Source organism: Caballeronia sp. GAFFF1, from assembly GCF_023630705.1.
GTDB lineage: Bacteria > Pseudomonadota > Gammaproteobacteria > Burkholderiales > Burkholderiaceae > Caballeronia.
In genome coordinates this window covers 157428-172855 of the sequence record NZ_JALQEM010000025.1, presented here as the reverse complement: position 1 = coordinate 172855, position 15428 = coordinate 157428, and the positions used below count along the sequence as shown (strand labels likewise).

15 protein-coding genes are annotated in these 15428 nt (G+C 61.8%); all 15 read left to right on the top strand.

What is annotated here, in order from left to right:
• The first annotated feature begins 85 nt into the window (after positions 1–85).
• The 15 genes from NCR37_RS13275 to NCR37_RS13205 all read left to right on the top strand — a co-directional run bounded on the left by NCR37_RS13275 (position 86) and on the right by NCR37_RS13205 (position 15408).
• On the top strand, positions 86–1252 hold the full coding sequence (locus tag NCR37_RS13275) for an ABC transporter substrate-binding protein (protein WP_250473370.1): 1167 nt from the start codon (positions 86–88) through the stop codon (positions 1250–1252).
• A gap of 243 nt (positions 1253–1495) precedes the next feature.
• On the top strand, positions 1496–2668 hold the full coding sequence (locus NCR37_RS13270) for an ABC transporter substrate-binding protein (RefSeq protein WP_250473369.1): 1173 nt from the start codon (positions 1496–1498) through the stop codon (positions 2666–2668).
• 113 nt (positions 2669–2781) lie between these two features.
• Positions 2782–3837 carry a branched-chain amino acid ABC transporter permease gene (locus NCR37_RS13265; RefSeq protein ID WP_250473368.1) on the top strand — a complete coding sequence of 352 codons (1056 nt, stop codon included), beginning with the start codon at positions 2782–2784 and terminating at the stop codon, positions 3835–3837.
• Positions 3838–3840: 3 nt separating this feature from the next.
• Positions 3841–5625 carry a branched-chain amino acid ABC transporter ATP-binding protein/permease gene (locus tag NCR37_RS13260; protein ID WP_250473367.1) on the top strand — a complete coding sequence of 595 codons (1785 nt, stop codon included), beginning with the start codon at positions 3841–3843 and terminating at the stop codon, positions 5623–5625.
• The gene (locus tag NCR37_RS13255; RefSeq protein ID WP_250473366.1) at positions 5625–6371 is read left to right on the top strand and encodes an ABC transporter ATP-binding protein; all 747 of its coding nucleotides are present in this window, start codon (positions 5625–5627) and stop codon (positions 6369–6371) included. The genes NCR37_RS13260 and NCR37_RS13255 overlap by 1 nt, the downstream gene beginning before the upstream one ends.
• 154 nt (positions 6372–6525) lie before the next feature.
• Positions 6526–8487, top strand: coding sequence for a tRNA uridine-5-carboxymethylaminomethyl(34) synthesis enzyme MnmG (mnmG, locus tag NCR37_RS13250; RefSeq protein WP_250473365.1), 1962 nt, complete (start codon positions 6526–6528; stop codon positions 8485–8487).
• Positions 8484–9134 (top strand): 16S rRNA (guanine(527)-N(7))-methyltransferase RsmG, encoded by a 651-nt coding sequence (gene rsmG / locus NCR37_RS13245; RefSeq protein ID WP_250473364.1) that lies wholly within the window; start codon positions 8484–8486, stop codon positions 9132–9134. Before mnmG ends, rsmG begins: the two co-directional genes overlap by 4 nt.
• Positions 9135–9196: 62 nt before the next feature.
• Positions 9197–10012 carry a ParA family protein gene (locus NCR37_RS13240; RefSeq protein WP_250473363.1) on the top strand — a complete coding sequence of 272 codons (816 nt, stop codon included), beginning with the start codon at positions 9197–9199 and terminating at the stop codon, positions 10010–10012.
• Positions 10009–10908, top strand: a complete 900-nt coding sequence (locus NCR37_RS13235) for a ParB/RepB/Spo0J family partition protein (protein ID WP_175938671.1) — start codon at positions 10009–10011, stop codon at positions 10906–10908. The genes NCR37_RS13240 and NCR37_RS13235 overlap by 4 nt, the downstream gene beginning before the upstream one ends.
• A 16-nt stretch (positions 10909–10924) precedes the next feature.
• On the top strand, positions 10925–12061 hold the full coding sequence (locus NCR37_RS13230) for an SLC13 family permease (RefSeq protein WP_284506869.1): 1137 nt from the start codon (positions 10925–10927) through the stop codon (positions 12059–12061).
• 274 nt (positions 12062–12335) lie between these two features.
• Positions 12336–12860, top strand: coding sequence for an ATP synthase subunit I (locus tag NCR37_RS13225; protein ID WP_250473362.1), 525 nt, complete (start codon positions 12336–12338; stop codon positions 12858–12860).
• Between the two features lie 185 nt (positions 12861–13045).
• A complete protein-coding gene (gene atpB, locus NCR37_RS13220; protein WP_250473361.1) occupies positions 13046–13897 on the top strand; it encodes a F0F1 ATP synthase subunit A in 852 nt (283 codons plus the stop codon).
• A gap of 90 nt (positions 13898–13987) precedes the next feature.
• Positions 13988–14257 carry a F0F1 ATP synthase subunit C gene (atpE, locus tag NCR37_RS13215; RefSeq protein WP_175938665.1) on the top strand — a complete coding sequence of 90 codons (270 nt, stop codon included), beginning with the start codon at positions 13988–13990 and terminating at the stop codon, positions 14255–14257.
• Positions 14258–14392: 135 nt separating this feature from the next.
• Positions 14393–14863, top strand: a complete 471-nt coding sequence (locus tag NCR37_RS13210; RefSeq protein ID WP_250473360.1) for a F0F1 ATP synthase subunit B — start codon at positions 14393–14395, stop codon at positions 14861–14863.
• Positions 14864–14865: 2 nt separating this feature from the next.
• Complete coding sequence (locus NCR37_RS13205) at positions 14866–15408, top strand: F0F1 ATP synthase subunit delta (protein WP_175938660.1); 543 nt, start codon at positions 14866–14868, stop codon at positions 15406–15408.
• Positions 15409–15428 lie beyond the last annotated feature (20 nt).

The window sequence follows — 15428 nt, the reverse complement described above, 5'->3', positions numbered from 1 at the left end:
CGGTCGGCGATTCGCAACAGATAATCCGCAGCAAGAAATCTGGCGTTACTTCTATTCGAACACACGATCGACGGGGTGGAAATCAATGAAGTGGGCATTACGCGGTAAGGCGGTCGCAATGGCCGTCGCGGGATTATCGGCGGTATTCAGCACTCAGGTTTTTGCAGACGTGAAAATAGGCGTGACGGTATCGGCTACAGGCCCGGCCGCATCGCTCGGCATTCCCGAAAAGAACACCATCGCGCTATTGCCGAAGGAAGTCGCGGGGCAGAAAGTGCAGTACATCGTTCTCGATGACGCCACCGATTCCACGCAAGCCGTCAAGAACGCGCGCAAGCTCACGAGCGAAGATCACGTCGACGCGCTGATCGGCTCCACGGTCGTTCCCAACTCGCTCGCGATGATCGACATCGCCGCCGACACCACCACGCCGATGATCTCGATGGCCGCGGCCGCGAGCATCGTCGAACCGATGGACGGCAAGCGCGCGTGGGTCTTCAAGACGCCGCAGAACGACATTCTCATGGCAACCGCCATCGCGCAGCACATGTCGAATCACGGCGTGAAGACGGTGGCGTTCATCGGCTTCTCCGACGCGTACGGCGAGAGCTGGTTCAAGGAATTCTCGAAGGCGGCGGACCTCGCGAAGATCCGCGTTGTCGCGAATGAACGCTTTGCGCGCAACGACGCGTCCGTCACCGGCCAGGTGCTCAAGATGATGTCGCAGAACGCGGACGCGGTGCTGATCGCGGGTGCGGGCACCCCGGCCGCGCTGCCGCAGAAGACGCTCAAGGAGCGCGGCTACAAGGGCAAGATCTATCAGACGCACGGTGTCGCGAACAACGACTTCCTGCGCGTATGCGGCAAGGATTGCGAAGGAACGTTCCTGCCTGCCGGGCCGCTGCTCGTCGCGGAACAATTGCCGGACAGCAATCCCGTGAAGCAGGCCGCGCTGACCTACAAGAAGGCGTACGAAAGCGCGTATGGCGCGGGCGCGGTGTCTACGTTCGGCGGCCACGCGTGGGACGCGGGCCTGATTCTGCAACACGCGATTCCCGTCGCGCTGAAAAAGGGGCAGCCGGGCACGCCCGCGTTTCGCGAGGCTTTGCGCGCTGCGATCGAAGACACGAAGAATCTCGCGGCATCGCACGGCATCTTCAACATGAGCGCGAACGACCACTCCGGTCTCGATCAGCGGGCGCGGGTGATGGTGGAGATCGTCGGCGGCAAGTGGAAGCTCTCGGGCAACTGACCGTCGATATGTGAGTCGATTCCAACCAAGGCGCGTTTCCACCAACGCGCCTTTTTTTTCGTTCGAAAGAAGAGGGCGCGCACGCCACGCGCGACGCCCCGATTGGTCAGGGAAAACGAGCCTAGGCATGCGCCGGGGTGGTCCATAGATTGGGGCGGCTGAATCGCCAGGGTTATCGATAACAACTCGCAGCAGCGCACCACGGGGGTGCGCGAAAAGCTGGATCGCGTTTGGAGACGAGCAATGAAAACGAAGAAAGCATGGATCAAAAGCGGCATTGCGCTGGCAGTCGCCGGCAGCGCGATATTCGGCGCGGGCGCAGTGTACGCGCAGGTGAAGATCGGCGTGACGCTGTCGGCCACAGGGCCGGCCGCGTCGCTCGGGATTCCCGAGAAAAACACCGTCGCGCTGCTGCCGAAGGAAATCGGCGGCAAGTCGGTCGAATACATCGTGCTCGACGACGGCACCGACACGAGCCGCGCCGTGCAGAACACGCGCAAGCTGATCGACGAAGATCACGTCGATGCGATCATCGGCTCGACGGTCACGCCGAATTCGCTCGCGATGATCGATCCGGCGTCAAGCGCCAAGACGCCGATGATCTCGATGGCCGCGTCCGCGTCGATCATCGCGCCGATGGACGCCAAGAAGGCGTGGGTTTTCAAGACGCCGCAAAACGACGCGCTGATGGCCGATGCGATCGCAAGTCACATGGAAAAGCACGGCGTGAAAACGGTGGGCTTCATCGGTTTCTCGGATGCGTACGGCGACGGCTGGTATTCGGTCTTCAACGCGGCGGCGGCTGCGCACAAGCTGAAGATCGTCACGAACGAGCGGTATAACCGCCCCGATACATCGGTGACGGGTCAGGTGCTAAAGACGATGGGCGCGAATCCGGATGCCGTGCTGATCGCGGGCGCGGGCACGCCGGCCGCGTTGCCGGCCAAGACGCTGAAGGAGCGCGGCTACAAGGGCAAGGTGTATCAGACGCACGGCGTCGCCAATAACGACTTCTTGCGCGTGTGCGGCAAGGACTGCGAAGGCGAGATTCTGCCGGCCGGTCCGGTGCTCGTGACCGAGCAATTGCCGGACAGCAATCCAGTGAAGAAGTCGTCGGCTGCGTACAAGAACGCGTACGAGAAGGCGTACGGCGCAGGCTCGCTCTCGACCTTCGGCGGCCACGCGTGGGACGCCGGACAAATGCTTGCCCGCGCGATTCCCGAGGCGCTCAAGAAAGGTCAGCCGGGGACGCCCGAGTTCCGCGAGGCATTGCGCGCGGCGCTGGAGAACCTGAAGGACCTGCCGGTCTCCCACGGCATCATGAACACGACGCCGATTGACCACAACGGCTTCGACGACCGCGCGCGCGTGATGGTGCAGATCGTCGACGGCAAGTGGAAGCTTCTGAACGACTGACCGCGCAGGTTGTTTTCAAGATAGAGAAGCGGCGCGCCAGTGGTGCGCCGCTTTTCCCATGTTCATCGGCCGATCACGGCCCTCACGTTTCGAAGAAGCTCTGAAGAGGAAGTATGGACTTATCGATTGCGGCGATTCTCGCGCAAGACGGCATCACGACGGGCGCCATCTACGCGTTACTTGCGCTTGCGCTGGTGCTGGTGTTTTCGGTGACGCGCGTCATCTTTATTCCGCAGGGCGAGTTCGTCGCCTATGGCGCGCTCACGCTCGCCGCGCTGCAAACGCAGAAGCTGCCCGCGACCTGCTTTCTGCTTATCGCGATGGGCGTGGGCTGCTTTATCGCCGAAGTCGCGGGTATCGTGCGGCATCCGGCGCGGCATCATCGGATAGGGCGGCTCTTGGCCGTGCTCGCGGGCAAATATCTGCTGTTCCCGGTCGCGGTATGGGCGTTGACGCAAGCCGTGTTCGGGCAGACGCTGCCGATGCTCGCGCAGATCGCGCTGACGCTTTTGATCGTCGTGCCCATGGGACCGTTCGTGTACCGGCTGGCGTATGAGCCGATCGCGGAGGCGAGCACGCTGCTGCTCTTGATCGTCGCGGTGGCCGTGCACTTCGCGATGGTCGGGCTCGGGCTCGTCATGTTCGGCGCGGAAGGCTCGCGCACGACGGCGTTTTCCGACGCCAGCTTCAACGTCGGCAGTGTGTCGATATCGGGGCAGAGTCTGTGGGTCGTCGGCACGGCGCTCGTGCTGATCGTCGCGTTGTACTTCTACTTCGACCGCTCGATTTCCGGCAAGGCGCTGCGCGCGACGTCGGTGAACCGGCTGGGCGCGCGGCTCGTCGGCATCGGCACGGCGCAGGCCGGGCGTCTCGCGTTCACGCTCGCGGCGGGTCTCGGCGCGCTGTGCGGCGTGCTGGTCGCGCCGATCACGACCATCTACTACGACTCGGGATTCCTGATCGGCCTGAAGGGCTTCGTCGGCGCAATCGTCGGCGGTCTTGTCAGCTATCCGCTGGCCGCGGCCGGCTCGTTGCTCGTCGGGCTGCTGGAGTCGTATTCGTCGTTTTGGGCGAGCGCGTATAAGGAGGTGATCGTCTTCACGCTCATTATCCCGGTGCTGTTATGGCGAAGCCTGGCCAGCCCGCATACCGACGAAGAAGAGGAGTAAGCCATGACCTTTCTCCATCGATATCGCTTCTTCTGGCTGTTTCTGCTCGTCGTATTCGCGCTGCCGGTGCTGCCGGGGCCGGTCGCCGTGCCGGAATACTGGATCACGCTTCTCAACTACATCGGCCTGTATTCGATTGTCGCTATCGGGCTGGTGCTCTTGACCGGCATCGGCGGCATGACGAGCTTCGGGCAGGCGGCGTTCGTGGGCGTCGGCGCCTACGCGACTGCGTTCCTGACGACGCGTTATGGCGTCTCGCCGTGGCTCGCGCTGATGGCAGGCGTCGTGCTGACGGCGTTTATCGCGCTGTTGCTCGGCCTCGTCACGATGCGCCTCTCCGGGCACTTTCTGCCGCTCGGCACGATCGCCTGGGGGCTCTCGCTGTTCTATCTCTTCGGGAATATGGAACTGCTGGGCAAGTACGACGGCATCAACGGGATTCCGGTGCTCAACCTGTTCGGCTGGCAGCTCGAATCGGGGCGCAGCATCTACTACCTCATCTGGGTCGTGGTGCTGCTCGCGGTCGTGTCTGTTCAGAATCTGCTTAATAGTCGCCCCGGCCGCGCGATTCGGGCGCTGCGCGGCGGCGGCATCATGGCCGAAGCGATGGGCGTCAATACGGCGTGGATGCGCGTCGTTATTTTTATCTATGCCGCGGTGCTCGCGGCTATCTCGGGCTTTCTCTATGCGCATTTGCAGCGCGCGGTGAATCCGACGCCGTTCGGCCTCAACCACGGCATCGAGTTTCTGTTCATGGCGGTCGTCGGCGGGGTGTCGCATGTGTGGGGTGCGATTTTAGGGGCGACCATCCTCACCGTGCTGCAGGACTATCTCCAGACGCTGCTGCCGAAACTCATCGGCGCGAACGGCAATTTCGAGATTATCGTCTTCGGAGTCGTGATGGTCCTGCTGTTGCAATATGCACGGCAGGGCGTGTGGCCGTTTGTGGCGCGTGTGTTTCCGCGAGGGCCGCGCGCGCACGTCCCGGAGCACGGCGAGCCTTTGCCGCAGCGCAGCAAACCGGCGACGGGTGAGCCGCTGCTAATCGTCGATACGGCGCGGAAGCAGTTCGGCGGCCTCGTCGCCGTGAACGACGTGAGCTTTGATGTGAAGGCCGGCGAGATCGTCGGCTTGATCGGGCCGAACGGGGCTGGCAAGTCGACCACGTTCAATCTCGTCACGGGCGTCCTGCAAGCAACGAGCGGAGCGATCACGTTCCACGGCGCGCGCATCGACAAGCTAACGTCGCGGGAGATCGTGAAGCGGGGCATCGGACGGACGTTTCAGCACGTCAAGATGCTGCCCGGGATGACCGTGCTGGAGAATGTGGCGATCGGCGCGCATCTGCGTGGCAGCACGGGCGTATGGCGCAGCGTCGTCCGGCTCAACGCGGCTGAGGAAGCGCGCCTCATGTCCGAAGCGGCAAAGCAGATTGCGCGCGTCGGGCTGGAGAAGCATCTTTATGCCGAGGCGGGCAGTCTTGCGCTCGGTCAACAACGGATTCTTGAGATCGCGCGGGCGCTGTGCTGCGACCCGACGTTGCTGCTGCTCGACGAGCCGGCGGCGGGACTTCGTTACCAGGAGAAGCAGCAACTGGCCGAGTTGCTCCGGAAGCTGCGGGCGGAAGGCATGAGCATCTTGCTGGTCGAACATGACATGGACTTTGTGATGAATCTGACCGACCGGCTCGTCGTTATGGAGTTCGGTACCAAAATCGCCGAGGGACTGCCAAAGGACGTGCAGGAGAACCCGGCTGTGCTCGAAGCTTATCTTGGCGGGGTGGAGTGATGGCTGAAACCATTCTTGAAGTCAGCGACTTGGCCGTGCGCTACGGTAAGGTTGAAGCCTTGCACAACTGGAACCTGCAAGTAGCCGCCGGGCAGATTGTGTCGGTCATCGGACCGAACGGCGCCGGGAAGTCGACGTTGCTTAACGCCATCATGGGGGCATTGCCACAGAGCGGCCATGCGAAGGGCGTGATTCGCTACATGGGCGAAGATGTGTCGGCGCTGGCGATCGAGCGGCGCGTTTCACGTGGAATGTGCTTGGTGCCGGAGAAACGCGAGCTCTTTTCGACGATGACGGTCGAGGACAATCTCGTGCTGGGCGCATATCGCCGTAAGCGGGCGGGAGAGCGCGATTATCTGGATCAGTTAAGCCACGTCTACGAACTCTTTCCCCGGCTCAAGGAGCGACGCAAGCAGGCAGCGGGGACGCTCTCCGGCGGTGAACGGCAGATGCTCGCCGTGGGTCGGGCTTTGATGGGCAAGCCGCGCCTTCTCATGCTGGACGAGCCGAGCCTCGGACTGGCGCCTCTGATTGTGAAAGAGATCTTCCACATCGTCAGCGCGCTCAAGCAGACCGGGGTTGCAACGCTCCTGATCGAGCAGAATGCCCGCGCGGCGCTGCAGATATCCGATTACGGATATGTGCTTGAAACCGGGGAGTTCGCGTTAGAAGGCGAGGCTGAAAGTTTGCGGCACAATCCGCAGGTCATCGAGACCTATCTGGGGCTAGCCAAGCAGGCTGCCTAGCGCGTCGGTCTAGGCGTTTTTCAGTGGCGTGTTTCACGTGAAACACGCCATTTTTTTCGCCTGCGCGTCGCGAGCCGAAAACGATGACGGGCGATGCCTATATAATCTTGCGATATTCCTTCTTCGGTTCGTGTCGTCCGAGCACGAAATTTCCATGCTTTATCCCACAGAATTTGACGTGATCGTCGTTGGCGGCGGTCATGCAGGCACTGAGGCCGCGCTAGCTTCGGCAAGAATGGGCTGCAAAACGCTGCTTTTGACCCATAACATCGAAACGCTCGGGCAAATGAGCTGCAATCCGTCGATCGGCGGTATCGGCAAGGGCCACCTCGTGAAGGAGGTCGACGCCCTCGGCGGTGCGATGGCAGCGGCGACAGACGAGTCCGGCATTCAGTTTCGCATCCTCAATTCCTCTAAGGGCCCGGCCGTACGCGCGACGCGTGCCCAGGCGGATCGCGTGCTCTATAAGCAGGCCATCCGGCATCGGCTCGAAAATCAGCCGAACCTGTGGTTGTTCCAGCAGGCGGTCGACGACTTGATGGTTGAAGGCGACCGCGTAGTCGGTGCTGTGACGCAAGTGGGCCTGCGATTTCGCGCCCGAGCGGTCGTGCTGACCGCCGGGACGTTCCTTGACGGGAAGATTCACGTTGGCCTAAACAACTACGTCGGCGGGCGGGCGGGTGATCCGGCCGCAGTCTCACTGTCGGCGCGCTTGAAGGAGTTGAAGCTGCCGCAAGGGCGGCTGAAAACCGGGACGCCGCCGCGTATCGACGGGCGGACGATCGACTTCTCCGTGCTGGAAGAGCAGCCTGGAGATCTCGATCCGATTCCGGTTTTCTCGTTCCTGGGCCGCATAAAACAGCACCCGCGGCAGATGCCCTGCTGGGTGACGCACACGAATTCGCGGACGCACGACATAATTCGCTCCGGACTAGACCGGTCGCCGATGTACACGGGCGTTATTGAGGGCGTCGGGCCGCGTTATTGTCCGTCCATCGAGGACAAGATTCACCGGTTCGCTTCCAAGGACGCGCATCAGATCTTCCTCGAACCCGAAGGGCTGACGACCAATGAGTTTTACCCGAATGGAATCTCCACCAGCCTTCCGTTCGACGTACAGCTCGAGCTCGTCCGGTCAATGCGTGGTCTGGAACACGCGCATATCCTGCGGCCAGGCTATGCGATCGAATACGACTACTTCGATCCGCGCGCATTGAAAGCATCGCTGGAGACTAAAGCGATCAACGGCCTGTTTTTCGCCGGGCAGATCAACGGCACGACGGGCTACGAAGAAGCTGCGGCACAAGGGCTGTTGGCCGGCATCAACGCGGGATTGCAGGTGCAAGGGAAGGACGCGTGGTGCCCGAGGCGCGATCAGGCATATCTCGGCGTGCTGGTTGATGACCTCGTCACCCGCGGCGTGTCTGAGCCTTATCGCATGTTCACAAGCCGCGCCGAGTATCGGTTGTCGCTTCGAGAAGACAACGCGGACATGCGGTTGACGGAAACTGGCCGGAAAATCGGCGTCATCGACGACCTACGCTGGGACGCGTTCAGCCGAAAGCGCGACGCTGTTTCACGTGAAACAGAACGCTTGCGTTCGACGTGGGTGAATCCCAAGACGTTGCCGGCGGAAGAAGCGACCGCCTTGCTAGGCAAGCCGATTGACCATGAATACAGCTTGGCAGACCTACTGCGTCGCCCTGGCGTCTCTTACGACGGCGTCTGCGCGCTGCGCGGCGGCACGTCTGGCCCGGACACTCCGCTAGCAGACGATCCGGTTCTTCTTGAGCAGATCAAGGAACAGATTGAGATCGGCGTCAAGTATCAGGGCTATATCGAACGCCAAGCGGACGAAATCGTGCGCAACGGCGCGCAGGAGAATACGCGTTTGCCGGAAGGCATCGACTACAACGACGTACGTGGCCTGTCGTTCGAGGCGCGGCAGAAGCTGATGCAACATCGTCCGGAGACGATTGGGCAGGCGTCGCGGATTTCGGGAATCACGCCCGCAGCTATCTCGCTGCTCATGGTTCACCTGAAACGCGGGCTGGGCCGCCGAGGCAAGGGGAGCAGTGGCGACGAACAGACGCCTACGACGTCGGCGGTGCAATGACGGATCTCGATTCATTGCTGAATGAGGGCGCCGTCGAGCTAGGCGTCGCGCTCTCTGCCGAACAGAAACGGAAGTTGCTCGACTACGTCGCGCTGTTGAGCAAATGGAACGCGGTCTACAACCTGACGGCCATACGCGATCCACGGCAGATGCTTATCCAGCACATTCTGGATTCGCTCGCGATCGTGCCCGCAGTTTCGAGCCGACATGCAACGACGTTACTCGACGTCGGTTCTGGCGGCGGGTTGCCTGGGATCGTGCTGGCAATCGCCTTACCGGAGCTGCGCGTCACGCTGAACGACATCGTTCATAAGAAAACCGCTTTTCAGTCACAGGCGAAAGCCCAACTGGGACTGCCGAATCTGTATGTTGTGACCGGGCGAGTCGAAGCGCTGAAACCAGGCGTCGACGTACCGGAAAAATTCGATGTGATCGTGTCCCGCGCGTTCGCAGAGCTCACGGATTTCGCTACACTTGCCCGACATCTGGTTGCGGACCACGGCTGCATCCTTGCGATGAAAGGTGTGAAGCCCGACGCCGAAATCGCGCGCCTGCCGCAGGGCGCGGCGGTCAAAAATATCGAACGCCTGGCGGTGCCGTTGCTCGACGCGGAGCGGCATCTCGTCGAGATTCGATTCGATGCGTGAAGCCCGTGCCGCACTCCAGCCATGCTGATCTTCTGACAGCGAAGAAACGAGGACATTAAACGATGGCAAAAATCTTCTGCGTCGCGAATCAGAAGGGCGGCGTTGGAAAGACGACGACAGCAGTGAATTTGGCAGCCAGTCTGACGGGGCTCGGCCAGCGCGTGCTGTTGATCGACCTCGATCCGCAGGGCAACGCGACGATGGGCAGCGGCGTGGATAAAGCCGCCTGCGAGAACACAGTATACGAAGTGCTGGTGGATGGAGTCACGTTGCGCGAAGCACGCGTGAGTCCGGAAGCCGTGGGTTACGATGTTCTGCCGGCGAACCGCGAACTCGCGGGCGCGGAAGTGGAATTAGTCGGCATGGAAAACCGCGAGCGCATTCTACGCGCTGCCATCGCGGATATAGCATCAGACTATGACTTCGTGCTCATCGATTGCCCGCCCGCATTGTCGCTCCTTACGCTGAACGCGCTGTGCGCGGCGCACGGCGTCATCATCCCAATGCAGTGCGAATACTTCGCGCTCGAAGGTCTCTCGGACCTCGTCAACACCATCAAGCAGATTCACGCCAATCTCAACCGCGACCTCAAGGTGATCGGATTGTTGCGCGTGATGTTCGATCCGCGGATCACGCTGCAGCAGCAGGTGTCGGATCAACTCAAGGCGCACTTCGGCGACAAGGTGTTCGATGTCGTTATCCCGCGCAATGTGCGTCTCGCCGAGGCGCCCAGCTACGGCTTGCCGGGCGTCGTGTTCGACAAGGCGTCGCGCGGCGCGCAGGCGTACGTGCAGTTCGGCGCGGAAATGATCGAGCGCCTGCGCGCGCTGCAACCCCAATCGATGCGGCAGGAAACGCCGACGGAGGAACCGAAATGAACGCTGTGATGAAGAAAAAGGGTTTGGGCCGCGGTCTCGACGCATTGCTCGGCGGCAGCGTCGACATCACGGAGGCCGTGCGAGGCGAGGGCACGCCGACGGTTCTGGCGCTCGACAAACTGCAAGCAGGTAAGTATCAGCCGCGCACGCGCATGGACGAAGGCGCGTTGCAGGAGCTTGCCTCCAGCATCCGCGCGCAGGGTCTGATGCAGCCGATTCTCGTGCGCTCCGTCGGCGACGATCATTACGAGATCATCGCGGGCGAGCGGCGTTTCCGCGCGGCGCGTCTTGCCGGTCTGGACGAAGTGCCGGTGCTGGTGAAGAACGTCCCCGATCAGGCCGCCGCAGCAATGGCGCTGATCGAAAACATTCAGCGCGAGGACCTGAATCCGCTGGAAGAGGCGCAGGGCATCCAGCGTCTCCTCGACGAATTCAGCTTCACGCACGAGCAGGCTGCCGAAGCGGTCGGGCGTTCGCGCAGCGCAGTGTCGAACTTGCTGCGTTTGTTGAATTTGGCGTCGCCCGTTCAGACGATGCTGCTCGCCGGCGATCTCGACATGGGACACGCGCGCGCGCTGCTGTCCGTCGACGCCGCCACGCAGATTCAGTTGGCCAATCATGTGGTAAATCGCCGCTTGTCGGTGCGGGAGACGGAGCGCCTCGTTGCCGCGACGCTAAAGCAAACGCCCGCCAAGGCGCGCCCGCCAAGCGACGGTGGACGCGACACGCGTCGTCTGGAAGAGGAGTTGTCAGACCTGCTCGCCGCCAGCGTGAAAATCAAGGTCGGCGGCCGGGGGCGCGGTAAGGTCACGATCGACTTCGGCAATCTGGACGCGCTCGAAGGCATTCTGACGAAGCTGCGCGGCAGCATCGAAACGCCGACGCCAGCAGCGTAAAGGCAAGGGTCGATTCTTGTCCGAGCTCGATGCCAAGGGCGTGCGCCCCGACTTTCCGGCACGCATCTGGAAGACGATTTCGAAGGAACCGGTGCTCGCGATACTCGTGCTCGCGCTGCTCGTCATCGAGGTCGTCCGTCCGCAGCCTTTGACGGCGCTGCCGGGTCTGGTCGACTGGCAGACGGTGCTCACGCTCGCCGGTCTGCTGATCCTGACCAAAGCGATCGAATTGTCAGGATTCCTAATGTGGGCGGCGCATCGGCTGGTGCATCACATACATGGCGAGCGCGGGCTCGCGCTGCTGCTCGTCGCGCTGGCGGCCGGCCTGTCCACGCTGCTGACCAACGATGTCGCGCTGTTCGCCGTGGTCCCGCTCGCGCTGTCGCTCAACAAGCTCGCGCCGCTGCCGATCAAGAAGCTCGTGATCGTGATTGCGCTGGCAGTCAACGCGGGCTCGATCCTGACACCGCTCGGCAATCCTCAGAACCTCTTTCTCTGGCAGACGAGCGGCGTTTCCTTCGGCGTGTTCGTGTGGAAGGTGCTGCCGTTGTGCGCGGCGCTGATGGCGTTATTGTTCGCGCTGACTTTCGCGATGTTTCGCGCGACGCCGCTCGACCTCTCCGGCGATGCGGAGGCGCATCGCGTAGACCGGAGACTGTGCGGCATCAGCATCGTCGCGTTCGGCGTTTTCGTCGCGTTGGCGGACGCGCATCACGCGGGTCCGGCGCTGGCTGCGCTGGCCGTCGGCTTTCTACTCTGGCGACGCGAGGTCGTGCTGAAGATCGACTACCTCCTGCTGCTCATCTTCGTGCTGATGTTCATCGTGCTCCGCAGTGCTGCCGCGTTGCCGACGATCCACGACGCCATCGCGCGCATCGGCATCCACTCGCCGGTGCGCGCATACGCCGCCGGCGCGGTGCTCTCGCAGGGCATCAGCAACGTGCCGGCGGCCATCGTGCTCGCGGAGTTCTCGAAGGACTGGCGCGCGCTCGCGTTCGGCGTGAGCGTCGGCGGGTTCGGCGTGGCAATCGGCTCGCTCGCGAATCTCATTGCCGTGCGTCTGTCCGGCGAGAAGGGCATGTGGACGCCGTTTCACATCGTGTCGATACCCTTCTGGATCGTGGCCATGGTCATCGGCTGGGCGCTCGTTTGAAGCACCCGACGCAATCGGTTTCAATCTGAAAATCTGCTTGCAATCGCAAGAAAAATCTCGGTTCTCAGACCGTTTTTTAAGGTTCGTCCGCTTGGCTTTTGACGCACCTAAACTATTGAATCCGTGACAACAATCGCTTACAATCCCCCGGATTTATCAGCTAGGCCACCTCGAAAGCGCCGCGAAAGCGCAAGGTGATTCTCCGGACACTGGGTTGAAGGCCTGAAGCCGAGCGCGAGTACTTCGCGTGCGACCTCGGGCATATGCGACGCACATGCGCAAACGAAACATGCAAGTCAGTGCTCGCTCGACCGGCGATAACCACGCCACCGGAAATCAGCCGCGCAATTCGACTGACGACTCGTGGGACGCCGAAGCGCAAGATAACAATATCGTTCCGCTCACACGGGATCAGGCAGAAAAGCTGTTCGGCCCGGAAGTGAGTCGTCCATCGCGTGTCACGCCGTATCGCGTCGTGGCGGCGCAAATGGTTTTGTCCCTGGGTGCGACGCTGCTTTGGTGGCTGTTTTACAAGCCGCCGGGCGATGCTGCGCTGTCCGCCTTCCTGGGAGGAGCGATTGCCTGGGTGCCCGCGGCTCTGTTCGCCGCGCGGCTGAAGGCGAAAAGCGGTGCCGAAACGATCATGAGCTGGATGATCGGCGAAGGCGTCAAGATGGGAGCGACGATTGCTATGTTCGTCGCCGTCGCGCTCTGGTATAAGAGCGCGCTGTGGCTGCCGTTGCTCGTCACGTACATCGTCGCGCTGAAAGCGTACTGGGTCGCCATGGCGCTGCGATGACGCTGCGCCGGCCGGTCTTCATGACCTCCCGGGTAAGTGCGGCGCAGCGTGGCCGTAGGTAGCATGAACATGAGTGCGGAACGCGTTCCGCACACGGGCCTCTCGCCCCGGAGCCGCGACGCGAAGCGGCGGCTCGGAAGCGAAGGCGGCGAAAGATTTTTGACAATTTGGGTGGCTTTAACGATATGGCAGCTAGCGAAGGAACGCACGCTCTGGATCCGTCCGAGTACATTGCGCACCACTTGCAGAATCTTTCCACGCATCCGCAGACGTCGATCTTCGACATCCACGTCTGGAATCTGGACACGCTGTTCTGGTCCATCGTATGCGGCCTTTTGACCATCATCATTCTGGGCCTCGCGGCTCGTCGGGCGACGTCCGGCGTCCCCGGCCGTTTCCAGTGCGCAATCGAAATGCTCGTGGAGATGGTCGAAGACCAGTCGAAGTCGATGATCCACGGCAGCCGCCGTTTCATCGCGCCGCTCGCGCTGACCGTGTTCGTCTGGGTCGCGCTGATGAACTCGCTCGACTTCATCCCCGTTGACTTGCCTGGCCGCGTGATCGGCTGGCTCGGGCTCGAGCACGCGCTTCCGCATCATCGCATCGTGCCGACGGCCGACCTCAACGGCACCATTGGCATCGCGCTGGGCGTCTTGCTGCTGATGCTGTACTACAACATCAAGATCAAGGGCGCCGGCGGTTTCGTGCACGAACTGCTGTCCGCTCCGTTCGGCTCGCATCCGGTTCTGTGGCTTCCGAACCTCGCGCTGAACATCATCGAGTTCGCCGCCAAAACGGTTTCCCTCGGCATGCGACTTTTCGGCAACATGTACGCCGGCGAGCTGCTGTTCCTGCTGATCGCGCTTCTCGGCAGCATGTGGACCTTCGGTGCGAACCTGTCCGTGCTCGGCTTCATTGGCCATGTGATCGCGGGCACGGTGTGGGCAGTGTTCCACATCCTGATCGTGTTCCTGCAGGCCTTCATTTTCATGATGCTGACGCTGGTGTATCTCGGCCAGGCGCATGACACGCACTAACGTGAGCGTGCCGGGGTCCGGAATCGTCAAAGAATCACAGTTTTAATTTTTATAAATCCAGTTCCAAAGTCTTTAATCAAAGGAGTGATCATGCAAGCTTTCATCGCCAACATCCAGGGTCTGACCGCCGTCGGTATCGGCATTATCATCGGCCTGGGTGCAATCGGCGCCTGTATCGGTATCGGTCTGATGGGCGGCAAGTACATTGAAGCGTGCGCCCGCCAGCCGGAACTGATGAACCCGCTGCAGACCAAGATGTTCCTGCTGGCTGGTCTGATCGACGCGGCGTTCCTGATCGGCGTTGGTGTGGCAATGCTGTTTGCGTTCGCGAACCCGCTGCTCGCGCGTCTCGCAGGCTGAGGTTTCTCGGAAGTGCGCGTCCGATTTTTTGACAGGACGCAGAACGGAACGGGTGAGGCGCTGATCGAGCACAACAGCCGGTTAGCGCCTTTTAACCGTTTCACTCTCCGATCAAGCAACGTTTAAGGAAACACCGTGAATCTCAACGCAACCCTGTTTGCGCAAATGGTCGTGTTTCTGATCCTCGCGTGGTTCACGATGAAGTTCGTGTGGCCGCCGTTGATCAACGCCCTCGACGAGCGCTCGAAGAAGATTGCCGACGGCCTCGCCGCCGCCGACAAGGGCAAGGCGGAACTGGAAGCCGCGCACAAGCGCGTCGACCAGGAACTCGCGCAGGCGCGCACGGACGGCCAGCAGCGCATTGCTGACGCCGAGAAGCGCGCCGCCGCCGTCGCCGAAGAAATCAAGGCCAACGCGCAAGCCGAAGCCGCGCGCATCATCGCGCAGGCCAAGGCGGACGCCGACCAGCAAATCGTCAAGGCGCGCGAAACTCTGCGTGCCGAAGTCGCGGCGCTGGCCGTGAAGGGCGCAGAGCAAATTCTGCGGCGCGAAGTCGATCAGAAGGCTCATGCCGATCTGCTCAATCAACTCAAAACCGAGCTCTGATCATGGCCGAATTTGCAACCATCGCTCGTCCTTACGCAGAAGCGCTGTTCCGCGTGGCCGAAACCGGCGATCTCGCGGGCTGGTCCACCTTCGTCGAGGAGCTGGCACAGGTTGCGCGTCTGCCCGAAGTGGAATCGGTCGCCTCGAGCCCGAAAGTGAGCCGCGAGCAGATCACCGACTTGTTGCTCGCCGCGGTGAAGTCGCCGCTCGCTCAGGGCAACGCTCAGGCAAAGAACTTCGTGCGCATGCTGGTGGACAACCATCGTCTGCCGCTGCTGCCGGAAATCGCCGTCCAGTTCGACGAACTGAAGAACGCCCGTGAAGGTGCGGCCGACGCGCATATCGTCAGCGCGTTCCCCCTCGAAGGCGCACAGTTGAACGACCTGGTCGCAAGCCTCGAACGCAAGTTCGAGCGCAAGCTGAAACCGATCGTCGAAATCGATCAGTCGCTGATCGGCGGCGTTCGCGTGACGGTCGGCGACGAAGTGCTCGATACCTCGGTCCGCGCGCGCCTAGCCAGCATGCAGACGGCGCTCACCGCCTGACGCTTCTTGGAAGCGCCTTA

Bases quoted from the DNA above. Each gene is read 5' to 3' on its own strand.
- NCR37_RS13275 (WP_250473370.1), top strand. From the start codon at position 86: ATGAAGTGGGCATTACGCGGTAAGGCGGTCGCAATGGCCGTCGCGGGA.
- NCR37_RS13270 (WP_250473369.1), top strand. From the start codon at position 1,496: ATGAAAACGAAGAAAGCATGGATCAAAAGCGGCATTGCGCTGGCAGTC.
- NCR37_RS13265 (WP_250473368.1), top strand. From the start codon at position 2,782: ATGGACTTATCGATTGCGGCGATTCTCGCGCAAGACGGCATCACGACG.
- NCR37_RS13260 (WP_250473367.1), top strand. From the start codon at position 3,841: ATGACCTTTCTCCATCGATATCGCTTCTTCTGGCTGTTTCTGCTCGTC.
- NCR37_RS13255 (WP_250473366.1), top strand. From the start codon at position 5,625: ATGGCTGAAACCATTCTTGAAGTCAGCGACTTGGCCGTGCGCTACGGT.
- mnmG (WP_250473365.1), top strand. From the start codon at position 6,526: ATGCTTTATCCCACAGAATTTGACGTGATCGTCGTTGGCGGCGGTCAT.
- rsmG (WP_250473364.1), top strand. From the start codon at position 8,484: ATGACGGATCTCGATTCATTGCTGAATGAGGGCGCCGTCGAGCTAGGC.
- NCR37_RS13240 (WP_250473363.1), top strand. From the start codon at position 9,197: ATGGCAAAAATCTTCTGCGTCGCGAATCAGAAGGGCGGCGTTGGAAAG.
- NCR37_RS13235 (WP_175938671.1), top strand. From the start codon at position 10,009: ATGAACGCTGTGATGAAGAAAAAGGGTTTGGGCCGCGGTCTCGACGCA.
- NCR37_RS13225 (WP_250473362.1), top strand. From the start codon at position 12,336: ATGCGCAAACGAAACATGCAAGTCAGTGCTCGCTCGACCGGCGATAAC.
- atpB (WP_250473361.1), top strand. From the start codon at position 13,046: ATGGCAGCTAGCGAAGGAACGCACGCTCTGGATCCGTCCGAGTACATT.
- atpE (WP_175938665.1), top strand. From the start codon at position 13,988: ATGCAAGCTTTCATCGCCAACATCCAGGGTCTGACCGCCGTCGGTATC.
- NCR37_RS13205 (WP_175938660.1), top strand. From the start codon at position 14,866: ATGGCCGAATTTGCAACCATCGCTCGTCCTTACGCAGAAGCGCTGTTC.